Source organism: Paraglaciecola hydrolytica (assembly GCF_001565895.1).
Taxonomy (GTDB): domain Bacteria; phylum Pseudomonadota; class Gammaproteobacteria; order Enterobacterales; family Alteromonadaceae; genus Paraglaciecola; species Paraglaciecola hydrolytica.
In genome coordinates, this window is the sequence record NZ_LSNE01000005.1 from 701,524 (window position 1) to 723,823 (window position 22,300).

Below are 22,300 nucleotides of genomic sequence, written 5' to 3' on the forward strand. Positions count from 1 at the left end.
CAATTTGTCTCGCTTATATTTCTTTCGCTATCTGTTTTAACGCCTGTTCAAAAATCGCCACAGGCTGACCACCACTAATTAAATGTTTTTCATTAATAATCACCGCAGGAACGGATTGAATACCACTGTTAGTGTAATGCTGTTGTAGTTGACGCACCTCAGTGGCAAATTTATCTGAGGCCAGTATTTGTGTTGCCTGAGCTTGGTCCAAACCTACATTACCCACAGCTTCGAGTAATTGCTGGTGATCACTAGGATTACCACTTTGTTTAAAATACAAATCAAACAAAGCTAACTTCAGTTCAGTTTGTTTACCCTGCTCTTTTGCCCAATGTAATAAACGATGAGCATCAAAGGTATTGTAAATCCGTCCACCACCACGATTGCCAAACTCGTAACCTACCTCTAGGCCACGTTGTTTAATCATCTCGCGATTATGCGCCGCTTGTTCAGCACTAATGCCATACTTTTGCGTAATATGCTCGGTGATCTCTTGCCCTTCTTGGGGCATGTGCGGATTTAATTCGAAGGGATGCCAGGTGATCTCTGCGTCAATTTCTTCTGTTAAATGTAGAAGTGCTTGATCTAAGGCTTTATAGCCGATAATGCACCATGGACACGAGACATCAGAAACAATGTCAATTTTCATTTTAGTAGGCATAAACATATTCTCTTTGGGTAATTCATTTAATTGTTGCAGTACAACTAAAGCTGCTTAACTGGTTCTTCTGGCTTTGAAAATACATAGACCCAGTAGTTTCATTAAACTTTCGACCAATGAACTTAACAATAAAGCACAAGCAAAACCCCATACAAAAGCCATGGGATCTAAAATAATAATGTAACTATAACTTGCTAATGTCTCTTGCATAATGGCCGAGTCATGCCTGACTAATACGTGAAATGCCTTGACTAAACTGTTGCCTTGCAAAGCAGCAAATTCATCCTTTAAGCGCTTAACTCGTTCAAATATAAACTGAATATTTTGAGCATCTTGCTTAAACACAGCATCATTACTTTGTTTATAGTGTTGAATGAGTTGTTGTATATCACCTTTAAAATAACGCTCAGCTGTGAGTTGAAAACCAGCCAGCAGTTGACTGGATTCCAGTAATTTTGCATCAACTCGCTTGGTGTATTGATCAGTTAGTGCAGGAATTTGAATGCCCAGTAACAGGCCAGCACAAAATAATATCAAACGTACATAGTCGTTTATCATCTTCATTTTTATACCCAAGCCTCTAGGAAAAAAGTCATACCTTAGCGTCGAGCCTAATACCTATAACACCGTTAATTAAGTTGCTGCCAACAACCTGAGCTTCTATAGTAAGGCCATATTACCTGAAGAGTGCGTAGCTGTGTCAATAATCCATACCGCAACACAAACAAACATTGCCTTAGGCATAGTGTTGTCGTTTTTGGCTTTTAGTGCCAAAGCCGATAGCAACACACTCCATTGCCCCACTGAGTTTTATCAACTACCGCTGATTTCCTCGGCCAGTTACTGCCAATCGTTTGCGCAAGAACTCCCTGCCAGCCTGTCTTATTTTACTGCCAGTTCGCAAGATGAAGTAAAAAACTTCTACATCAACGCACTTGGTCAAGCAGAGCAAGAATTTATCGAAAAAGGCCGCTTGGTCATGCTGTATAAACAAGGTATGCAGACCATCATTGTTTCGCCTGACAAACAAGGCAGCCAGATTGATATGCTGGTCAAACAATAAATCCCATCAGACCCCATACACTATGAAATAGCGGTATCACTCTCGGTTATTCTTGGCACTCTCTTTGCAATTTCCTTTTATCGTTCAGATATCTTGTCAATAAATTGGCAAAACAGGAAAATTTATGGAATTAGCAATATTACTGATGGTACTAGTGATCATTGTCGCTGTATGTGTGATGAAACTGAATGAGCCCCAATTAGCCTTTCCTTTTAAGAAAAAAACCAACTTATTTACCCAAGTAGAACGCAACTTTTTAGCCTTAATAGAAGATGCTGTCGGTAAAGACTATCGTATTTTATGCCGGGTGAAGTTAGTTGATATTTTGGCGGTGCGTCAAAGTACTGACAAAAAAACCAGCAAAAATGCGGTCAGTAAAGCAAACTCGCGCTATTTGGATTTTGTACTTTGCTCCAAAACAGATATGACGCCCGTACTAGCCATAGACTTAGTCCATAATAATGGCAAAGATGGCTACAAAACCCAGCGTGACTGGTTTGTTAACGGCTCATTAGACGCCGCCAGCATCCCTCATGTAAGGATAAAAGTTCGCTCAGGCTATAAAACACAAGATATCAAAGACTGTATCGAAGCAAAATTACCCAGCAAGATACCTAAGCAACTCAAAGCTCCGATAATGCAGGGCACCTTAAACTTACCAGAAGAACTGAAACAAAAAGCCAAACCGACTCGTCCAGTTGGGCGTAGTGTTATCGCCGCATAGTTTATTTTTTCAAACAACAAAAACTAAAAAACCAGTCAATTGACTGGTTTTTTATGAGACAAAATAAAAATTATTTGCCGTTTACAAACTCTACACCAAGTTGAATATCAGCACGTAAACCAGCTAACATCGACTCTTTGGCATTTTGTTCAAATTCACTCAATTCGCCGTAAGACAAAATTTCTTCTACACCATTGTTACCTAAGCGCACAGGATGAGAGAAAAACGCTGCATCATCACTACCGTCGGTTTGTACGTAGGTATATTCCACTACGTTGTCGCCACGCATTGCCGCAACTAAAGATAAACAGAAACGTGCTGCTGCTTGACCCATAGATAAGGTTGCAGATCCGCCACCGGCCTTAGCTTCAACAACTTCAGTGCCGGCGTTTTGAATACGTGTGGTTAAACTTGCCACTTCTTCAGCCGTAAACTCAACACCTTCAACCTGAGATAACAAAGGTAAAATAGTTGTTCCTGAGTGGCCACCAATGACTGGCACATGCACGTTAGCAGGATTTAAACCTTTTAAATTACCAACAAAAGTTTCTGCACGGATAACATCAAGAGTCGTTACACCAAACAGTTTGTTTTTGTTGTAAACACCTTTGGCTTTTAATGCTTCAGCAGCAATAGCAACGGTAGTATTAACCGGGTTAGTAATAACGCAGATGCAGGCTTTTGGACAATTATCAGCGATAGCATCAATCAAGTTTCTGACGATGCCAGCATTGATGTTAAACAAATCTGAACGATCCATACCAGGCTTACGTGGTACACCAGCAGGAATTAATACAATATCACTTCCGATCAGAGCATCAGCCAGATTGTCTTTACCAAAGCCGGTAACTTTAACATCTGTAGGAATATGGCTTAAATCAACAGCAACGCCAGGTACTACTGGCGCAACATCGTATAATGACAGTTCAGAACCGGCTGGTAATTGGGTTTTTAACAACAGCGATAAAGCTTGGCCGATACCACCTGCGGCCCCTAGTACAGCTACTTTCATGTTTCTCTCCTGTATAAAACGATTTGCTAAGTAAAATACCCCTAATATAACGTAATTTATAATTGGGGCTTGGAAAAGGCGCCTATCATACTATCTCATCTGTTTTTTGTAACTCGATTAGCTACTGAAAATACAGGCAAATTGCTTAAAGTTAAGCAATGCGGCAAAATACCGAACAAAAATCGAGGATACTATGGCCACTATTAAGCAAGAAGCATTAACAAGAGCATTTAAAGAGATACTTAATACGGAAAATTTTGGCTCTCAAGGCGATATTGTTGACGCACTGAAACAGCAAAAGTTTGACAACATCAGCCAATCCAAAGTATCCAGAATGTTGAGTAAATTTGGCGCCGTCAGAACCCGTAATGCACGTGGTGACATGGTTTATTGTCTACCCCCTGAATTGGGTATGCCAACTGCCAAAAGCCCACTTAAACAGTTAGTACTCGATATAGTACATAACAATGTGATGGTGATCATTCGTACCAGCCCAGGTGCAGCGCAGTTAATTGCTCGTCTGCTTGATTCATTAGGTAAAAAAGACGGCGTACTTGGCACCATCGCTGGCGACGATACTATTTTTATCGCCCCTTCAGATATCACCAAAATTGAAGAAATTCGCGAAAAAGTAGAAGCCTTGTTTGAGAATGTGTAAATGCAGAAACTAGAAACTAGAAACTAGAAACTAGAAAAAAGTGTAATATTACCGTTGCTCGTATCAAGCTATTTTCTATTTTCAAAAACAATATCAAGCCACACCATTCGGTGATCTGACGATGCTATGCGATTTTTAACTAAATAAAACTGCGGATCATTTGAAGTAGGCCAAAACACTCCACCGTTTAAGATCGCTAGATTGCGCGAAGGTAGTACGTAATCTGCGCGCATACGCCATTCTGCAGTATGACTAGCTGCATAAGGATTCTTTGGACTATGTAACCCTGCGCCTTGACTAGTGGGTACATAGTCAGCATTAACGCGTGTATGACTGAGTAAATTTGCAATACCACTTGCGATACCATCCCCTTCAACTGCTGAAGCATTGAGGTCACCCAAGACAACAAAGTGTTTACCAACAAGGCCGCCTTTATAACCCGCATCATCGTAAATGTATTCCGCTTGTTGATCGCCAGAAACATAATCAGTCCAAAAGCGTATTTCATCATGATTACGTTTACCGTTTCTATCTTCAGGGCCGTCAAATACTGGCGGTGTAGGATGACTTGCTAATATATGAATAGTGTTGCCCGCAACGTCGATCGGTACATCCCAGTGAGATTTAGAAGACAGGCGCAATATATTTTGAGCCTCTTCGGAATACCAACTGCGCCCTTGTTGATCTTTGATCCCAAGCATTAAGTTATGTGGCATATTTGCCCACAAAAAATGTTGAAAAGTACGAATTTGTTTTGTCTCAATTGGATAGCGGCTTAATAGCACCATGCCATATTGACCGGGATACAAGCCAAAACCAAAGGCATCGCCACCTTTCCCACTCGCGATCCCATCTTTGTCTAAATCAAGTCCCGAATCCATACCGGTATTAACAGGAGCTGTGTAAAAGTAGGGATAATCAATAACCTTACCGCCCTGTTGTGGCACATTTAGATAATTTTTAATAAAGGCTTTTACGCCTAACTCATCATTTGAGGTGTAATCAAACTCATTGAGTAAAAGGATATCAGGCCGCACTTGTTGAATAATTGCAGCTATATTCATGATTTGCGGGTGACTACCCGAAGCTAAATGAGTAAATAACTCATTTCCTGTAACTTGTTCACCGTTGGCAACATAATTTGTCGCTTCCATACTGACATTAAACGTTGCGACACGCAGGGTTTGGCTTTCAGCACTACTCATAAACATCCCAATCAAAATCACCAGAAGAAATTTCACTTTGAATAATCCCACTTTCAGTAAAAACAAAAAAGCCGATCAAATGATCGGCTTTTAATTATCAAACTAGTTTGAGCTTAGAAACGGTATTTAACACCCATACGTACTTCCCATAAAGAAGCACCACGGTTAATACCTTGTTCAGAAGGAAGGTAGCGATTATATACATATTGGCCTTGATCGTTGATATAGGCAGCAATCACATCGTCACCAACAAAAGAACCTTGACGGAATACACCCCAATCGTCATTTAGCAAGTTACCCAAATTCTCAACTACAAAGAACGCACTAGCTTTATGACCTTCAAAGAAAGCAGGAAGTTCTTGCTCTACTCTTACGTCAAACTTAACCCACCAATCAGCAGAGGAAGAGTTACGACCCATGATAGAACCACGAGTCAGACCTTCATCATCAATTAGCTTATTGAAGCCATCAAGATCAAATGGTGTAACAACCCCAGTATCAGGATCTGTATACGCCTCATAAACCACGTTAGGATCGTTTTCCAATGGCACATAGATCAAACTACGATAGTCATTTGAATCACGGAACATTGCTTCGTTATTGTAGGTATAAGAAATTGGCTTACCTTCGTTGGCCGTACCAAATAAGCTAAACTTGGTGTCATAACCGTCTATGAATTCATGTTTATAACTTAAAGTCATCGTGAAACGGTGACGGGTTTCATAGTCTGAAGTGGCAACACCAGGATTGTTTAGATCAGAAACAGCTACGTTACCAAAGTTTGAACCCGCTGTAGAACTCGTCATCGGGTTTACATCAGTAGAACGAGTAAATGCATAAGCCAAACTAGCGTCTAAACCGAAGTCATAATCTTTGCTTACTGCCAAAGATAAAACTTTAGAATCACCGTCTGAACCTTTTACGTTAGTTAATAACAAGTCACTTCCATCGAAACGACCATTAGAACCATAAATTGGACGACCGTCTGGCGCATCAGCACCTGAGTCAGTTAAGGCAAGGTCAACTAGAATAGGTGAATCTTTTTTCTTGGTGTACATTAAATCTGCAGAGATTAAATAATCATCTTCAGTGATAAAAGTACCGCCAATAGCAAACTTCCACTCATGTGGCATTTTGAAATCAGGATCAGTAGCATTCACTCCACCATCACCAGATGTGATAGAAGTATTTGCAACAACGTCGAACATCGCTTGTGGGATGTCATAAATAGGTCGACCTTGACCGGTCAATGGGATGTTAAATAATGTAGACGCACTAAAGTTTGGAATAGCACCTTGACGCGCTTCAATATTGGTTACACCATCATTAGAATATGCGTTAGAAATCCATACGTTAGGGTTACCACCAGAATAACGGCCTACACCACCACGAACTTCTAAATTATCTTGTACTCGCCAGTTAAATCCAATACGTGGCTGAATCAAATCCATACCATCTACGGTACCAGTATTAGCAAAGCCATAACGGTTCTGGAAATTTTGGTTCAATGTAGGAGTATCATCTGTACTGAATTTGTCATAACGCAAACCAACCATCATTTGAATATCGTCAGTTAAATCAAAGTCATCTTGGACATACAAGGTAGTCGTCGTATTGGCAAATGAAGCACCTGCATCAGCTGGGTTATTAGTTCCGGCTGAGTTGTTATAATAAATAGCGTTAGGTTTACCTGCTTCAAAATCAGCTATGGAGCGGAAACGGTATTCGCCTACAGTGTGTTGCATAAACAAGTTGAATACGTCTAATTTTTCGTACTCGATACCACCAGAGATTTTATGATTATCCATGTAATACGTAGCTGCAAGCTTAAAGGTATCAGTATCGTAATTAAGTTCATTTGATTGACGAGAGTCATCTGGACCAATATAAATTGTGCCAGAAGCAGTGCTTATTTGAGCCTCTGCAAAGCCAGAAGCTGCATCTATTGAGTTCTGACGGTTTTCCAACTTAGAGCTACCAATACGTAACTCAGTACTGAAATCAGCCGTCCAGTCTGAATAAAGTGAGGCTACAACACTTGTTAATTCTGCACCGCGCTCATAGTAGTGATTAGATAAAGGTAAAACACTAGAACCACTGTCTGACTGACTTAAACTGAAGCCATCATTCCAGTTGTAAACTAAAGAAGCACGGTGGTCTTCATTAATGTTCCAATCTAACTTAACTAAGATTTTTTCATCTTCAACTGGCGCGCTGCCAGGCATTCCACCAACATCGTAACCGTAAACACTTTGTGCTATCGAAGTTACTTGATCAACTTCAGCTTGTGTAACACGTGAACCTAACGCGTCATAGCTGAATAATTGAACACCTTCTACCTTCTCATAAGAGAAAAAGCCAAATAAAGTATCAGAAATTAAAGGGAAGCCGACGTTTACACCGTAACGTTTTTCAGTGTAATTACCGTTATCTTGTTTTTCGCCTTCAACTGAATCACCTTTAAATGAGTCACTTGTGTAATCGAAGAACGCACTACCATGAACTTCATTGGTACCTGATTTAGTTACCGCGTTGATGTTACATGCAGTAAAACCGCCGTATTGCACATCAAATGGGGCTAACTCTACCGTTACCTGCTCGATTGCATCAAAAGAAAAAGGCATACGTTCAGTGGGGTAACCGTTGCTGTTCAAACCGAAGTTATCGTTCATGCGCACACCATCAAGCGTTAAGCTATTATAACGAGGACTGGCTCCAGCACATTGCACTGCATCGTTGAAGCTCTCATCGATATAAATACGCGGATCGGCACGAATAACATCATTAATGTCACGATTGATAGAAGGCGCATTTTCCAAATCAGCTAAATTAAAGTTAGCGGCAGGACCTGTATCGCCAAATGCAGAAGAACTCAATGAAGAGCCTGTAACAACAATACTTTCTACTTGTTGATCTGCTTCTAAAGATAAATCAAGACCATATACTTCACCAAGATTTAAATAAACTTCACTAACCGTGGTGTCTTGGTATTGGTTTGAATCAACAGTAACTTTGTACGGGCCGCCAACACGCAAACCTTTCGCAGAAAACTGACCAGCAGCATTAACTGTTGTTGTTTTTACCGTACCTGAAGGTATGTGTGTAATTGTAATTACAGTACCAGCGGCAGGTGTGCCCTGTGGACCTACGATTTTACCACTGATACCTGACGAGGTTTCTTGTGCAAAAGCTGCAGTAGCCATGCCCATGGACATAGCAACAGCAATCGCGATGCGATTGAGTTTTGTGTTTCTTAGCATTGTGTGTTTCCTAAGTGTTGTGGTTATCTTATTAGTTTAAGTACTACGTATTATTGTTTTTTTTTATTGCATTTATATTACTTTGCCGGTTAAGAAACAACCGCTTGATTACAATCAATGCAAAAACAAGTGTTGATTTTTTGTAAAAAACAGACCTAACATTATGATTAATAAGGATTATTAAAGAATAATTAAATTTGGTCTATTTAGTCCAGTTTATTTTCATCGTAACGGCGCAAAAGTGCAATTTGATTTTAAAAAAATGCTGTTTTTAACTGAAAAGATTTCTTTGCACATTGCCTGTTGATTGTAGCAGATACCTCAATTTATTTTGGTAATGCCTTAACGATTAAACACAGATACTTAGTTTGTGATATATGAACAAATTTCTATTCAACTTCATTTGTTGACCAAATGGTCCAATCATCGTAATGTTAGCCATTTAACAATTTCAAAGACAAAGCCTATAACTTGCCAAGTAGAAAATGTGCCAGTAAATTAGGACAATTTTGTCTCTTGCAACTGACTTTATTCTGGTTCACTGGTATCTTTCCTGCAGTGTCTATTTTTTATCTTGGAGCGGTATGTCTACCCCTTTAGTTATTGCGATATCCGGTGCATCCGGTTCAGGAAAATCCCTGTTTACTGAAAACTTATTAAAAGAGTTTTCAGATGAAGGTAAACAAGTACAAATATTGCGGGAAGATCATTATTACCGAGCGCAGGATCACCTGCCAATGGCGGAGCGCGAAAAAAATAATTATGACCATCCTAAAGCCTTTGAACATGAGTTGCTGGTTGAGCACTTAACCGCATTAAAATTGTGGCAATCCATCCAATATCCACACTATTGCTACAAAACCCATACCCGTTTACAACAGACAGAAACTTTAAACTCTGCGCCGGTTATTATTATTGAAGGCATCATGTTGCTTGCTAGCCCGCCATTGTTAAAACTGTTTGATATTAAAATTTTTGTTGATACACCTTTGGACATTTGTTTATTACGCAGAATGAAACGAGATATAGCCGAGCGCGGACGTACACTCGATTCAGTGGCTAAACAATATGAATCAACGGTAAAACCAATGTATCACCAGTTTATTGCACCTAGTCGCTTTACGGCAGATGTAATAGTCACCCAAGGTGGTAAAAATCGGATCGCGCTGGATGTGCTCAAGTCACATATTCAGCAAAGTCTGTTGGCCTAAAAAAGTCGGATAATTAAAATAATAAAAAGGATCCCCTATGATCAGTTTAATCGGTGTTGCATTGCTGCTCGTTATTGCTTTTGCACTATCAGCCCATAGAAAATCAATTAATTGGCGCACAGTGGGTGGTGCATTTGCTATTCAGGCCTGCATTGGTGCCTTTGTATTGTATTTCCCACCGGGAATAAAAATGCTATTAGCCTTAACGGAATACGTTAAAAATATTCTGGCTTACAGTCAGCAAGGCATCGATTTTATATTTGGACCGGTGGGCAACAAGTCATTGGGTTTCATCTTTGCTTTTAACGTGCTGCCTGTGATTGTATTTTTCTCGGCTTTAATCACGGTGTTATACCACTTAGGCATCATGTCTTGGATTATTCGTTTGATTGGTGGTTTTTTGCAGTTGGCCTTAAAAACTAGCAGACCAGAATCTATGTCAGCCGCTGCCAATATTTTTGTTGGTCAAACCGAAGCCCCGCTTGTCGTTAAACCTTTTATCCCTCATATGACCAAGTCAGAATTATTTGCCATTATGGTGGGTGGTTTAGCTTCTATTGCAGGCTCGGTAATGGCCGGTTATGCAGGCATGGGGGTAGAAATTAAATATCTATTGGCGGCGAGTTTTATGGCAGCACCTGGCGGTTTGTTGATGGCTAAAATGCTGTTGCCAGAAACCAACCACTTTAAAAATGAATTAACTGAATTAGAAGGGCAAGAGGAAAAGTACGCCAATATCTTTGATGCCGCGGCCAGTGGTGCTGCTTCTGGTATGCAATTAGCCTTAAATGTGGGCGCTATGTTATTGGCCTTTATTGCCTTAATCGCCCTACTTAATGGCATCATAGGCTGGACAGGTGGGCTGTTTGGGATTGAAAACCTAACTTTTCAAGTAATCCTAGGTTACGTGTTTCAGCCTATCGCATGGGCCTTAGGTGTACCTTGGGAAGAAGCCAATATTGCCGGTAGTTTTATCGGCCAAAAAATGGTGGTTAATGAGTTTGTAGCCTATTTAGACTTCTTAAATCATCAGGCGGATTTATCACCACAAACTCAAGCTATTGTTATCTTTGCCCTGTGTGGTTTTGCTAACTTTTCGTCGATTGCCATCTTAATGGGTGGTATCGGAGCCTTAGCTCCAACTCGTCGGAAAGAGATCGCCCAATTAGGCCTCAAGGCCGTATTAGCCGCCACTTTAGCAAATTTAATGAGCGCGGCCTTAGCCGGATTTTTCCTTAGTTTATAATGTGTATTGACAGCAAATATTAGTAGGTAATAGTTATGTTGGAATTAGTCGCGATAGATTACAAAGCCCCCAATGCAGACAAATTATTTGTCGAGTCTTTGCATAAAACAGGTTTTGGTGTTTTAAAAAACCACCCTATTGAGCAAAATGTTGTACAGGCAATCTATAAAAATTGGCAAAAATTTTTTAACAGCGAAGAAAAAACGCAATTTGCTTATGACAAAGCCACCCACGATGGATTTTTTTCGACTCAGGTTTCAGAAACCGCCAAGGGTAATAAGAAAAAAGACATTAAAGAATATTTTCATTATTACCCCTGGGGACGATGCCCTAGTGAACTTAAACAACAAGCAGTAGATTATTATCAGGCTGCTAACGAACTTGCATCCGAATTACTCAGTTGGGTTGAAAAATACTCACCTCCCGAAGTATCGGCTTTGTATAGCCAGTCACTATCGTCCATGGTGATCAACAGCGAACAGACCTTATTGCGCATTCTGCATTATCCGCCCATCACAGGCTCAGAAGAGCCCGATGCCATACGAGCTGCCGCCCATGAAGACATTAACCTGTTAACCATATTACCGGCCGCCAACGAACCCGGTTTGCAAGTCAAAGGGACTGGCGACGAATGGATAGAAGTACCCTGTGATTTTGGTAATTTGATTGTCAATATTGGTGACATGTTGCAAGAAGCTTCAGGAGGCTATTTTCCGTCTACTACTCACAGGGTAATCAACCCCAAAGGGAGCGATCAAAGTAAACCTCGGATTTCCTTACCACTGTTTTTGCACCCCAATCCACAGGTGGTGTTATCGCCAAGACATACGGCAAAAAGCTACTTACAAGAAAGATTACGCGAGTTGGGTGTTGCTTAATAACATTCATTACTCATGATTAAACTGCTGCAACACTAACCAAGCGGTTTCTGTTGCAGCAGTATAAAAAACACGATCTATCTGTTCTACCCTATCCTCTGGTGTGTGATAACGGACATGGGTATCACCCCCGATAAATAGATAGGGGATCGCCTGTTTAGCAAAGGCAGCATGATCACTAGCTTTGCGCCAGTTTACTTTTTGCAATTCAGAACGACTACCTAAGCTAGAACGGTGCCCTTTCACCAAACAAAGTCCTGCTTTAGCGATGACCTGCTGTATTCCATTATCAAGTTTATCATTTCCTATACTGCTAGTAACATAAAGCCTCATACGCCTACCACCTTCTGCCAACATATCTAAATTGATATTCAGCACAATATTGTTAAGCGCTACGGGTGAGTTACGGACAAAGGCTTTTGCTCCATATAAACCACTTTCTTCGGCATCAGTTGCGACAAAAATAACACTATAAGGACTGGATTGATGGGAGAGTGTCCCCGCCAAAGCCAACAACGCTGCTACGCCAGAGGCATTATCATCCGCACCGTAGAATATTTTCCCACCTTTTTTACCCAGATGATCAAAGTGAGCCGTAATGACAATGTAGTATTCAGGAAACCTAACTCCCTGAAGCCAGCCAATAAGATTAGTGCCTTCGTTAGTGGATGCATCATTAGGGTAATGAAATGGTTGTTGATAAGTAAGATATTGTGGGAAAGTCTCCAAGCCAATCTCATGAAAACGATGTTGAATATATTCTTGCGCTTTTTTTGCGCCTTGCGATCCGGTAAGCCGACCTTCCATACCCTCATCAGCAAGCTTACTGAAATCTTGCCATAACTGCTCGGTGTTGATGCTGTTAAACAAAGAAATATCACGACAATCTTTTGCTTGCAACGGCAGCGCGAGCATCATCAAAACTAGAGGATATTGTCGGTAGCCCATCACAAACTGGTTAGAAAATTCAATTTACTTTGGTAACGTTCTTCATCTCTGCTGTTTTTTGCATAATCTTTAGCGAGTTGCAAATAATGTTCGGTAAGTCTCAATTCGCCTAATTTGTAGTAGGCTCGCGCCAAAGCAAAATATATATCGTGTTTTTTCTTTGCTAAAGATAGGGCTTTTTTAAAATGCTGCAGAGCTAAATCGTAGTGTCCTAACTCAAGCTCTGTATCCCCTAGATTCACAAAATAATAGGGATTATCAACTCTTTTACGTTCAACTTTGCGTAATAAGGTTTCAGCCATCTCCGTTCTGTCAGTGACTGAGTATAGGTAAGCCAGATTCTCCATGGCCGTTAAACTATCTGGCGCTAGTTTTAGTGCATATTCATATGCCAGCTGAGCTTGTGCATAGTAACCATTTAGTCGATATAACAACCCCATGTTTACTAAGCTAGATTCAAAACTCTCGTCAGCTTTAATTGCGTGTCTGAAATGTGCATAAGCGTCTGTATAACGATGTTGAATCAAAGCCTCCGCACCTTTGTTATTGTAATACATCGCCAGTACCGTGTTTTTAGTCACTACCCGTGTTGGAAAATGCTGACGAGAGGTTTGAGGATCAAAATCGACTTGAAAACCCTGCACTTGAAACTGATAAACATGGGGGTCGGCTTTAGGCAACATACGCAAATTAATATGGCCATTGAGTAAACTAAAACCATCGCGTCTAGTCCAGTATTCTGGAATATCAACTTGTTGAAACTTTACGCCAAATCCAGCTTCCTCGGCCATAGCAAAGGTCATGATAGACATTGACAAACAATTTGCCGCACGATTTTTAAAGGTTTCATTGGCGGTAGTATTAGCATTGCCATCATACAATAAATTAAATTTCGAATGGCCAAAGATGGTTTCGACCAAGGCGGTCAATTGTTCAACTGGATCAACTATATTGCCAATGGCATTTTTAACAAATTGTTTGGCATTGGTATCGAGATAAAAAATGTCCTGCTCTTTTTCAAGCTTCACATTTTCGAAGTTGGGAAAACCTTGATCGTATAATACATCTTGGCTGTGGAAATTGACCGTCTGCCCTGATTGGCAAGCGGACAAGCCAGTAAAAATAGTTAAAATAAATAGCACAAAATAAAAACATCTAACTGAAAACATAGTGTTTACTCCCACTTTGTTACTAGAGCGTATTTATCTATGCGGAGCATTTTTCAGCACATATCAATACGCTTTCTAACGTTAGCTCCTCTATGTTTATTTAACCACGTTACTTAGCCCAAAAAATAGCAAAACTAACTTGTTGTTAACAAATGATGTTTACGTAAAAACTCAATTTTTCCTGCATAGATTTGTTGTTCTTGTTTACTACGGGCTTTCTTTTTGGCCAATTTCAAAAAATGCGCGCTACGTGTCATCTCTCCAAGTTCATAATAGGTTTTACCTAAACCAAAAAATACTTCATGTAAGTTTTTGTCCAAACTTAACGCGCGACGATAATAAGACAATGCTTGCTGCCAGTCATCCCGCTCAAATGCCGCATCACCTAGACTTAAATGATAAAACGGATTACTGGCACGTTTATGCTCTAAACGCACAAGGATCTGTGCAGCTTTATCCGGCTGATCGGTATATTTATATAAATAGGCCAAATTCTGCCAAGCGGTTAAATTGTCTTTGTCTATTTTGAGCGCTTGCAGATAGGCATATTCCGCATAGGTGTAGTGTTCGTTCAAACGGTATAAATAACCAAGATTCGCTGATATATGAGCTTGTTTTGGATCTTCCAGATAAGCTGCTCGATAATAGGCATAGGCTAATAGATAATTTTTGTTTAATAGGGCATCGCTCCCTTTATTGTTATAAAAAAAACTCTTAACCTGAGCAATGGTCAACAAGGATTTTTTGTCGTGTTTTTTCGTCATTTGCACATCAAAATCAACTTCATAGCCTTTACGTTTGACCTCAATAATGTCTCTGTCAGCTTTAGGTAAAATTTGCAGATTGATGTGTGAATTCAAAAAACTCTGACCCTCACGCCGGGTCCAGTATTCAGGAATTTCGATATGTTGAAAACGCACAGCAAAATCCAGTTCAGTGGCCAGCGCATAAGTCATGATAGACAAGGACAAACAATTGGCCGCTCGATTAGCAAACGTTTCTTGCGCTCCAGTATTGGCATCCGCGCGATAAAGCAAATTAAAATCTGAGCGAACAAATATGGCTTTAACTAAGGCTTCGATTTGCTCATTGGGTCTACGAACACCTTTAATAGCCTCTCTGGCAAATTGTTTTGCGTCATCTGCTAGAGCAAAAATTTCCTCTGTAGATTCTATAGGATACTGCTCAAATCCTGGAAACGCGGCGTCTTGTAAAATGTCTTTATTATAAGTTGAATATAACGAACTGCTTTGACAGGCCATTAAAAACGTAACTAACAATGGTATCAAGTACTTATACATAGTTTACTCCAACAATATTTAACTGCTTGCTTACCCTACTATGTAAGCTTGAGTTAGCCATCGACATTAGGTTTATAAAAACACTGAACCATAATAGACTTGCAACACTTTTAATTGAATATATGAAATTGTAGATGAAAATTGCCATTTTAGGTGCGATGGATGAAGAAATCAGTTTACTTCGCTCATCACTTACCCATGTTGTAGAAACACAAATCGGGCATTTAACGGTTTATCTTGGCCGTTTAGAGACGGTAGACATCGTTTTAGTTAAATGCGGAATTGGCAAGGTTGCTGCTGCGGTATCCACCACATTGCTGATCAATGAGTTTGCACCAGATTTTGTCATCAATACCGGTTCGGCCGGTGGGTTTTCAAAAGATCGTATTATCGGTGATATCGTGATCGCCACCGAACTACGTCATCATGATGCAGATTTAACCTTTTTTGGTTATGAAATAGGTCAATGTGCAGGCATGCCAGCTCAGTATAATTGTGATCCCAGACTGATAGCTTGTGCAGTTAAAGCAATGGAAAAACTTAATAACCTTGGTTTTGAGAAAGGCCTAATATGCACTGGCGATTCTTTTGTTGGCAGTGACGAAGGTGCCGCACAGATCCGGCAAAATTTCCCTTCGATTAGCGCAGTTGAAATGGAAGGCGTAGCCATTGCACAGAGTTGCTTTTTATTAAAAACTCCCTTCTTGGTCATCCGCTCTTTATCCGATATCGCAGGTAAAACCTCTACTGTGTCGTTTCAAACTTACCTAGAAACTGCCGCAAAACACTCTGCGCAATTGGTTATGCAAACCATTGCCATCCTGAACAACGATAACCAGACCGAATAACACTGAGTGAATGACTTAATCAGCGAACTCAGTAAGCCTCAGCTATTTGCCATTTATTCGGTGATTATTGTGGTTTGTGTGGAAAAATGGCTGGTTCTGCCTGAAAAAATGCATCCTCTCACTTTTGCACGATTAATCGCTCAGGGCATGGCCTACAAAGTCAGTTCGCGTCAATCTGGCAATGCTTTGCAACAAAGCATTGCTGGCACCCTAGCCCCTTTGGTATTGCTCAACCCTTTTATTGTGGTGTTGGCCTTACTGATGTATCTAGCTGAATATCCGATTTTTTTTGAGAGTTTATTATTGTTTGTTGCCTTGCGTTTTAAACCGATTATTAGCCTCTGCCAAAAAATTCACAAAGCCTTATCCGCAGAAAAAAAAGCACTGGCGCGGCAACAGTTACAAAACATGGTTTTACGTCAAACCGCCAGTTTGTCTGCACTGGGAATGACTAAAGCTTGCATAGAAAGCCTGTTGTTACGTTTTAGTCATCAATATTGTACCGTTATCATTGTGTACTTAGTGGGTGGAGGGATTGCAGCCCTGACTTATCGCCTGTTATTTGAGTTTTCCCACAGCTGGCATTGCCGCCTGCCTCGTTTTGAATATTTTGGCAAACCAGTGCGACGGCTAATGGGTTGCATACAATATTTACCCGCCCGATTCGCCAGTCTTAGTTTTATGTTAGTGCAAAGTACTGGCGCGGCATGGCGTGTTTTTGTACAAAAATCAGTACTTAAACAAACACGTTTTTTTATCCTGAATGGTCAAGGTGCAGCACTTGGTGTGCAATTAGGTGGACCAGTATACTATGCCCAAGACAAACTCCGACTCGCTAAATGTGGCGGCTCACGCTTGGTTAGAACAGACGATATCAGTCGCACAGTATTAGTCATTCAGCGCGCGCAATGGGTATTTTTAATGGTGTGTATCATCGTTAGTTTACTTCTCAATATAGGAAGCTGAGTAATGGCACACCGTTTATCGTTTAATATTAAGTTATTACTGGTGGGCATGGTCATCTGTAACATACCGCCTACTTTTGCGGTGGAACGTATTGTCAGCCTCGCTCCCCATACTACCGAATTAATTTATGCCTTAGGGGCTGATGATAAGTTGCTAGCGGTCAGCGATTACAGTAATTACCCTGCGCAGGCCAAACAGTTACCTTCGGTGGCTAATCACAATGGTGTGGATTTTGAAGCCATCATAAGGCTACAACCAGATTTAATTATTGCTTGGCAAGGTGGTAATAAACCTCAGGATCTCGCACGTTTAAGCTCGTTAGGTTTCACTGTATATCATTCAGCCCCTCAATCTCCTCAAGATATTAGTCAGGATATAAGGCAACTTGGCAAGTTACTTGGGCGTGAACAACAGGCTAGCAACTTGGCAGATGATTTTGATCAATCTCTGACTCAAATCACCCAGCGTTATAAACTAGTTAGTAGGCAAAAAGTCTTTTATTACATGTGGACTGCGCCACTCATGAGTATTGGCCAGCAAGCGTGGGCGAATAAACTGTTGGATATTTGTGGGGTTAATAATATATTTGCTGACTCTCCTATCCCTTATCCTGAAGTTAATAAAGAACAAGTGATCAGCCTGCAACCCTCGCTATTGATTGCCGCGATGAAAACCTCACAGCAAGATGCCACTCAATATTGGCAGGCTATGCAAGGTTTACTGGATGCCAGAGTGATAGTCGCCGATCCCGATGAACTCCATCGATTTACCCCTAGGTTAATTGATGGCCTAAGCAACCTATGTAAAAAAATTAATGGTTTTTAAAACACACTATGGATATTACTCTGACGACACCCGCGATGCTATTTCCAGCCATATCATTATTATTGCTGGCCTACACTAATCGCTTTTTAACCTTAGCCTCGGTGATCCGAAACTTTGATCTCTCTGCTGATAATAATATCGACAATGCCCAAGCACAGATCACCAATTTACGTGCCCGTATTTTATTGATTAAACGCATGCAAGAAGCGGGTGCGGGTAGTTTCTTTTTGTGTGTATTGTCGATGCTGGCGATATACATTAACTACCTAACCGTTGGCAGCTCAATTTTTGCCATCAGTTTAGTATTATTGTTGTATTCGTTATGGTTATCGGTACGGGAAATCAGAATATCGGTAGAGGCCTTAGATATGCACTTAAGTCACCTAAATATCCCTTTAGGCAAAAAACGCAAATAGATGTTTTCATTAATACAGGTTTTGAGCACATTAGCTTTGCTCAAAACCTGCTTATTTTGTCTTAATTTTTACTCAGAGCGACACGAGCAAACTTGCGCTTTCCAACTTGAAAAACATATTCGGCAGCTTCGTTAAATACCAGCTTCGTATCTTCTACTTTTTCACCATCTTGTTTTACAGCGCCTTGTTTGATCATACGCATGGCTTCAGAAGTTGAGGCAACCAATTCAGCGTCTTTGAGCAAATTAGCTACAGCTAAACCTTCATCACCTAAAACAAAGTTAAACTCAGGCATTTCATCTGGAATGGCGTTTTTCTGAAAACGATTAATAAACTCTTGATGCGCGGCTTCGGCATCTGCTGCACTATGAAAACGCTCAATTAGTTCTTTAGCCAGCGCAATTTTGAAATCACGAGGATTAGCACCCGCTGCAACCTGTTGTTTAAATTCGTTAATGCTAGTTTTGGGCAAGAAACTCAACAGCTCGTAATAACGCCACATGAGCACATCAGAGATAGACATTATCTTGCCAAACATATCCTCAGGTTTATCGGTGATACCTATATAATTTCCTAAGGATTTAGACATCTTTTGTACACCGTCTAAACCTTCTAACAAGGGCATCATCAGTACCGTCTGAGGGCGCTGACCTTCCGACTTTTGTAATTCGCGGCCCATTAATAAGTTAAAACGTTGGTCCGTTCCGCCAAGTTCAACATCCGCCTGCAGTGCAACCGAATCCCAGCCTTGTACTAAGGGATACAAAAACTCATGGATTGCAATAGGTTGACCATTAGCATAACGCTTTTTAAAGTCATCACGCTCAAGCATGCGAGCCACAGTTTGATTCGCGGCTAATTTAATCATGCCCGCAGCGCCAAGCTGCTCCATCCATTCAGAGTTGAATCTAACGGTGGTTTTAGCTGGATCTAAAATTTTAAATACTTGGGTTTTATAAGTTTCGGCGTTGGCCAGCACTTCAGCCTTAGTGAGAGGTTTACGTGTGACATTTTTGCCAGTGGGATCACCAATCATTCCAGTAAAGTCACCGATTAAGAAAATAACTTCATGACCCAAGAGCTGAAAGGTACGCAGTTTGTTGATAAGCACAGTATGCCCTAAATGCAGATCGGGCGCGGTAGGATCAAAACCAGCTTTGATTTTTAAGGGTTTACCTTCTTTAAGCTTAGCAAGTAAGTCATCTTGCAACAGAATTTCATCTGCACCCCGTTGAATTTCCGCCAACGCATTTTGCCAATCAACCATTATTAAACCTTGCTCAATTTTGTTACATATCCAAATTAGCCGCGCATTTTACGTCGCAAGTCTCGCTATTGAAAGGCTTAGGGTATTTTTTCTCATTAGTGATTGCCAAATAACATCACAGCCAAACTGGTCAAAAAACCAGCGCCAGCTAGAAAATCAATTCAAATCAGTATATTCTGGCGCTATCCAGTTTATTTGAGTAGTTTGTCTTCGTGGTAAAATTTTCCTTAAAGAACCTGCCAAAGCCCCATAAGTGGACTATTTCAGTCCTGACTAGTGCTTTGTTGGTGCTTATTCTCATACCCTCTGAGCCTGTTAGTGCTTACAAAAATACCGCTGTATCAGCACTTGAAATTGGCAAACGTTACGATTTAGAAGTCGATTTTGATAATTTACCTGTTGCTGAAATTAGTGCCTTTGATAACACGGTAGAGCGCCAGGTTTATAAAGTTAAAAAAGGTGACAACCTCGCCAAAATATTCGCCCGGGCAGGTTTGAGTCCCCAAGAAACCTATCGTGTTTCCAAAGTAAATAATTATGCTAAACAACTACTTAACCTGCTGCCAGGAGAATCACTGGGGCTGGAAATTGATAAAGACGCGCAGTTGCAATCTTTAAGTTATGTGTATTCTCCTATCGAAACCTTGATTTTAAAAAGAAATGTCGACAATAGCTTTTCGGGTCATGTTGAGTCTAAACAAGTTGATACCCGTGTTAATTATACTCAGGGCGAAATTCAAAGTAGTTTTTGGAATGCCGGTATCAAAGCCAATTTATCGGAAAGCCAGATCATGGGTTTAGCCGACATTTTTGGTTGGGATATCGACTTTGCGCTTGAACTTAGAGCCGGCGATAGTTTTCATGTGATGTTTGAAGAACGTTATATCGATGGCGAGTTTATTGAAAATGGCGCGATAGTCGCCGCCCAGTTTGTTAATCAAGGCGAAGTTTATACTGCCGTTCGCCACTCTGATGGTAATTTTTACACACCAGAAGGGCGTAGTCTGCGTAAAAGTTTTTTACGGGCACCCGTAAACTTTAAATATATTAGCTCTAATTTTAATCCGAACCGTTTTCATCCAATTCAAAAACGTTATAAACCCCATAATGGGATTGATTACAGAGCGGCAAACGGCACTCCAGTAGTAGCGGCCGGTGATGGTAAAGTGATTCAGGCCGGATACAACCGTTTCAATGGTAACTATGTGTTTATTCAACATGGTGATAGATACGTCACTAAGTACCTGCATTTTTCTAAAAGTGCGGTTAAAAATGGGGCCAAAGTAAGACAAGGTCAAGTCATTGGCTATGTTGGCGCAACCGGCATGGCAGAAGCGCCTCACTTACATTACGAATTTTTAGTGGATGGTGTACATCGTAATCCACGTACCGTGACCTTACCCAAAGCTGAACCTATCGAAAAATCTCAGGCAGCATCTTTTGCCCGTATTGCGGATCAAGTATTGCAACAACTCAATAATAGCAAACGTATTATGCTGGCGATGAATTAGCAGGAGAGTAACTGTGTCGCAGTTATATCTGGGCTTGATGTCCGGAACAAGCATGGATGGTGTAGATGTTGCGCTGGTCGATTTTAGCACTCCCCATCCTCACTTATTGGATTGCCAGACTTTTCCCTATCCTGCCGTCTTACTTGAAGAATTGCATCAGTTGTGCACACCAGGCAGCAATGAAATCGTGCGCATGGGTCATGCAGATCGGGCGGTAGCGCAACTGTTTGCAGATGCGGCTTTAACCGTCTTAAAAGATAATTATATTCGGGCAGATCAGGTAATAGCGATGGGCTCTCATGGCCAAACTATCCGCCACCTTCCCGAAGGGCCACATGGTTTTAGTTTGCAAATAGGTGATCCTAATACCTTAGCTGCATTAACAGAAATTGATGTAGTCGCTGACTTTCGACGTAAGGATATTGCGTTAGGAGGCCAAGGCGCACCTTTGGTACCGGCTTTTCATCATTCGGTTTTTAGTAATAAGCAATCTCGAGTTGTAGTCAATATAGGTGGTATTTCCAATATTACTTATCTGCCGCAAAAAGACTCAACTGAAGTTATTGGTTATGATACTGGCCCGGGTAATACCTTAATGGATCTATGGTGTAAAAAGCATACCGGCAAACATTATGACGCTAAGGGAGCATGGGCCGCTCAACGTTCTTTTTCACCTACCTTATTAAACACCTTGTGTTTGCATCCCTATTTTTCCTTACCCGCCCCTAAAAGCACTGGGCGCGAACTCTTTAATATGTCGTGGTTGCAGCAACAGCTATTACAACATCCTGAAATCAATGACCCTCAAGTGATCCAGGCTACCTTAGCCATGTTTACCAGCCGTACTATCGCTAATGAAATTTGTAAATTTCCTGATGTCGAACAAGTTTATGTTTGTGGTGGTGGCGCTAAAAATGAATTTTTGATGGAATGTTTGGAGTCTCACCTACATGAGTGTGAGGTATTTACCACTGACGAACTCGGGGTTGACCCAGATGCCGTCGAAGCGATGGCTTTTGCTTGGTTAGCTTATGCTCATGTTAATCGCATAGAGGGTAGCTTAGCCAGTGTCACTGGTGCTAAATGTAATGCCATTTTAGGCAGCTTTTGCCCAGGGAAACGATGAATATT

21 protein-coding genes are annotated in these 22,300 nt (G+C 40.8%); 12 read left to right on the top strand and 9 right to left on the bottom strand.

Annotated features, from left to right (window positions below; all coding sequences use genetic code 11):
• Positions 1 to 13 precede the first annotated feature (13 nt).
• A complete protein-coding gene (locus tag AX660_RS11065; protein WP_068377114.1) occupies positions 14 to 661 on the bottom strand; it encodes a DsbA family oxidoreductase in 648 nt (215 codons plus the stop codon).
• A gap of 54 nt (positions 662 to 715) precedes the next feature.
• Positions 716 to 1,225 carry a DUF2937 family protein gene (locus tag AX660_RS11070; protein WP_068376438.1) on the bottom strand — a complete coding sequence of 170 codons (510 nt, stop codon included), beginning with the start codon at positions 1,223 to 1,225 and terminating at the stop codon, positions 716 to 718.
• Between the two features lie 133 nt (positions 1,226 to 1,358).
• Between AX660_RS11070 and AX660_RS11075 the strand changes: the two genes are divergently transcribed.
• Positions 1,359 to 1,724 carry a hypothetical protein gene (locus AX660_RS11075; protein WP_082768850.1) on the top strand — a complete coding sequence of 122 codons (366 nt, stop codon included), beginning with the start codon at positions 1,359 to 1,361 and terminating at the stop codon, positions 1,722 to 1,724.
• 124 nt (positions 1,725 to 1,848) lie between these two features.
• Entirely contained in the window at positions 1,849 to 2,448 is a 600-nt protein-coding gene (locus AX660_RS11080; protein ID WP_068376440.1) for a DUF2726 domain-containing protein, read from the top strand.
• 70 nt (positions 2,449 to 2,518) lie between these two features.
• On the opposite strand, the gene mdh is transcribed toward AX660_RS11080, so the two are convergent.
• On the bottom strand, positions 2,519 to 3,460 hold the full coding sequence (gene mdh, locus AX660_RS11085; RefSeq protein WP_068376442.1) for a malate dehydrogenase: 942 nt from the start codon (positions 3,458 to 3,460) through the stop codon (positions 2,519 to 2,521).
• A gap of 193 nt (positions 3,461 to 3,653) precedes the next feature.
• On the opposite strand from mdh, the gene argR reads away from it, so the two are divergent.
• A complete protein-coding gene (argR, locus tag AX660_RS11090) occupies positions 3,654 to 4,118 on the top strand; it encodes a transcriptional regulator ArgR (RefSeq protein WP_068376443.1) in 465 nt (154 codons plus the stop codon).
• A gap of 68 nt (positions 4,119 to 4,186) precedes the next feature.
• Here the strand turns inward: argR and AX660_RS11095 are convergent, their stop codons facing one another.
• Together AX660_RS11095 and AX660_RS11100 are read right to left on the bottom strand one after the other, a co-directional pair.
• Positions 4,187 to 5,323: an endonuclease/exonuclease/phosphatase family protein gene (locus AX660_RS11095; RefSeq protein ID WP_235594720.1), complete on the bottom strand. Its 1,137-nt coding sequence runs from the start codon at positions 5,321 to 5,323 to the stop codon at positions 4,187 to 4,189.
• 113 nt (positions 5,324 to 5,436) lie between these two features.
• Positions 5,437 to 8,583, bottom strand: a complete 3,147-nt coding sequence (locus AX660_RS11100) for a TonB-dependent receptor (RefSeq protein ID WP_068376448.1) — start codon at positions 8,581 to 8,583, stop codon at positions 5,437 to 5,439.
• 584 nt (positions 8,584 to 9,167) lie between these two features.
• On the opposite strand from AX660_RS11100, the gene udk reads away from it, so the two are divergent.
• The 3 genes from udk to AX660_RS11115 are packed head-to-tail and all read left to right on the top strand — an operon-like array spanning position 9,168 to position 11,918.
• Positions 9,168 to 9,794 (top strand): uridine kinase, encoded by a 627-nt coding sequence (gene udk, locus AX660_RS11105; protein WP_068376450.1) that lies wholly within the window; start codon positions 9,168 to 9,170, stop codon positions 9,792 to 9,794.
• Positions 9,795 to 9,831: 37 nt separating this feature from the next.
• Entirely contained in the window at positions 9,832 to 11,040 is a 1,209-nt protein-coding gene (locus AX660_RS11110) for a NupC/NupG family nucleoside CNT transporter (RefSeq protein ID WP_068376452.1), read from the top strand.
• A gap of 38 nt (positions 11,041 to 11,078) precedes the next feature.
• On the top strand, positions 11,079 to 11,918 hold the full coding sequence (locus AX660_RS11115; protein WP_068377121.1) for a 2OG-Fe(II) oxygenase family protein: 840 nt from the start codon (positions 11,079 to 11,081) through the stop codon (positions 11,916 to 11,918).
• A 9-nt stretch (positions 11,919 to 11,927) separates the two neighbouring features.
• Here AX660_RS11115 and AX660_RS11120 read toward each other — a convergent pair whose 3' ends face one another.
• The 3 genes from AX660_RS11120 to AX660_RS11130 form a co-directional block, all read right to left on the bottom strand.
• The gene (locus tag AX660_RS11120) at positions 11,928 to 12,866 is read right to left on the bottom strand and encodes a M28 family peptidase (protein ID WP_068376454.1); all 939 of its coding nucleotides are present in this window, start codon (positions 12,864 to 12,866) and stop codon (positions 11,928 to 11,930) included.
• Positions 12,866 to 14,035, bottom strand: a complete 1,170-nt coding sequence (locus tag AX660_RS11125) for a tetratricopeptide repeat protein (protein ID WP_068376456.1) — start codon at positions 14,033 to 14,035, stop codon at positions 12,866 to 12,868. Before AX660_RS11125 ends, AX660_RS11120 begins: the two co-directional genes overlap by 1 nt.
• A 134-nt stretch (positions 14,036 to 14,169) precedes the next feature.
• Entirely contained in the window at positions 14,170 to 15,336 is a 1,167-nt protein-coding gene (locus tag AX660_RS11130) for a tetratricopeptide repeat protein (protein WP_068376458.1), read from the bottom strand.
• A 134-nt stretch (positions 15,337 to 15,470) separates the two neighbouring features.
• Here AX660_RS11130 and mtnN point away from each other — a divergent pair, with 134 nt between their 5' ends.
• The 4 genes from mtnN to AX660_RS11150 are packed head-to-tail and all read left to right on the top strand — an operon-like array spanning position 15,471 to position 18,391.
• On the top strand, positions 15,471 to 16,184 hold the full coding sequence (mtnN, locus tag AX660_RS11135) for a 5'-methylthioadenosine/S-adenosylhomocysteine nucleosidase (protein WP_068376460.1): 714 nt from the start codon (positions 15,471 to 15,473) through the stop codon (positions 16,182 to 16,184).
• 6 nt (positions 16,185 to 16,190) lie between these two features.
• The gene (locus tag AX660_RS11140; protein ID WP_068376462.1) at positions 16,191 to 17,150 is read left to right on the top strand and encodes a cobalamin biosynthesis protein CobD/CbiB; all 960 of its coding nucleotides are present in this window, start codon (positions 16,191 to 16,193) and stop codon (positions 17,148 to 17,150) included.
• Between the two features lie 3 nt (positions 17,151 to 17,153).
• Complete coding sequence (locus AX660_RS11145; RefSeq protein WP_082768851.1) at positions 17,154 to 17,975, top strand: cobalamin-binding protein; 822 nt, start codon at positions 17,154 to 17,156, stop codon at positions 17,973 to 17,975.
• An 8-nt stretch (positions 17,976 to 17,983) separates the two neighbouring features.
• Positions 17,984 to 18,391, top strand: a complete 408-nt coding sequence (locus AX660_RS11150) for a DUF2721 domain-containing protein (RefSeq protein WP_068376463.1) — start codon at positions 17,984 to 17,986, stop codon at positions 18,389 to 18,391.
• Between the two features lie 61 nt (positions 18,392 to 18,452).
• Here AX660_RS11150 and tyrS read toward each other — a convergent pair whose 3' ends face one another.
• A complete protein-coding gene (tyrS, locus tag AX660_RS11155; RefSeq protein ID WP_068376464.1) occupies positions 18,453 to 19,658 on the bottom strand; it encodes a tyrosine--tRNA ligase in 1,206 nt (401 codons plus the stop codon).
• A 212-nt stretch (positions 19,659 to 19,870) separates the two neighbouring features.
• Between tyrS and AX660_RS11160 the strand changes: the two genes are divergently transcribed.
• Together AX660_RS11160 and AX660_RS11165 are read left to right on the top strand one after the other, a co-directional pair.
• Positions 19,871 to 21,169: a peptidoglycan DD-metalloendopeptidase family protein gene (locus AX660_RS11160; protein ID WP_068376465.1), complete on the top strand. Its 1,299-nt coding sequence runs from the start codon at positions 19,871 to 19,873 to the stop codon at positions 21,167 to 21,169.
• A 13-nt stretch (positions 21,170 to 21,182) separates the two neighbouring features.
• The gene (locus AX660_RS11165; RefSeq protein ID WP_068376466.1) at positions 21,183 to 22,295 is read left to right on the top strand and encodes an anhydro-N-acetylmuramic acid kinase; all 1,113 of its coding nucleotides are present in this window, start codon (positions 21,183 to 21,185) and stop codon (positions 22,293 to 22,295) included.
• Positions 22,296 to 22,300: the final 5 nt, after the last annotated feature.

Bases quoted from the DNA above. Each gene is read 5' to 3' on its own strand.
- AX660_RS11120 (WP_068376454.1), bottom strand. From the start codon at position 12,866: ATGGGCTACCGACAATATCCTCTAGTTTTGATGATGCTCGCGCTGCCG.
- AX660_RS11145 (WP_082768851.1), top strand. From the start codon at position 17,154: ATGGCACACCGTTTATCGTTTAATATTAAGTTATTACTGGTGGGCATG.
- AX660_RS11130 (WP_068376458.1), bottom strand. From the start codon at position 15,336: ATGTATAAGTACTTGATACCATTGTTAGTTACGTTTTTAATGGCCTGT.
- mtnN (WP_068376460.1), top strand. From the start codon at position 15,471: ATGAAAATTGCCATTTTAGGTGCGATGGATGAAGAAATCAGTTTACTT.
- AX660_RS11070 (WP_068376438.1), bottom strand. From the start codon at position 1,225: ATGAAGATGATAAACGACTATGTACGTTTGATATTATTTTGTGCTGGC.
- AX660_RS11080 (WP_068376440.1), top strand. From the start codon at position 1,849: ATGGAATTAGCAATATTACTGATGGTACTAGTGATCATTGTCGCTGTA.
- udk (WP_068376450.1), top strand. From the start codon at position 9,168: ATGTCTACCCCTTTAGTTATTGCGATATCCGGTGCATCCGGTTCAGGA.
- argR (WP_068376443.1), top strand. From the start codon at position 3,654: ATGGCCACTATTAAGCAAGAAGCATTAACAAGAGCATTTAAAGAGATA.
- AX660_RS11095 (WP_235594720.1), bottom strand. From the start codon at position 5,323: ATGAGTAGTGCTGAAAGCCAAACCCTGCGTGTCGCAACGTTTAATGTC.
- AX660_RS11125 (WP_068376456.1), bottom strand. From the start codon at position 14,035: ATGTTTTCAGTTAGATGTTTTTATTTTGTGCTATTTATTTTAACTATT.
- AX660_RS11150 (WP_068376463.1), top strand. From the start codon at position 17,984: ATGGATATTACTCTGACGACACCCGCGATGCTATTTCCAGCCATATCA.
- mdh (WP_068376442.1), bottom strand. From the start codon at position 3,460: ATGAAAGTAGCTGTACTAGGGGCCGCAGGTGGTATCGGCCAAGCTTTA.
- tyrS (WP_068376464.1), bottom strand. From the start codon at position 19,658: ATGGTTGATTGGCAAAATGCGTTGGCGGAAATTCAACGGGGTGCAGAT.
- AX660_RS11065 (WP_068377114.1), bottom strand. From the start codon at position 661: ATGCCTACTAAAATGAAAATTGACATTGTTTCTGATGTCTCGTGTCCA.
- AX660_RS11100 (WP_068376448.1), bottom strand. From the start codon at position 8,583: ATGCTAAGAAACACAAAACTCAATCGCATCGCGATTGCTGTTGCTATG.
- AX660_RS11110 (WP_068376452.1), top strand. From the start codon at position 9,832: ATGATCAGTTTAATCGGTGTTGCATTGCTGCTCGTTATTGCTTTTGCA.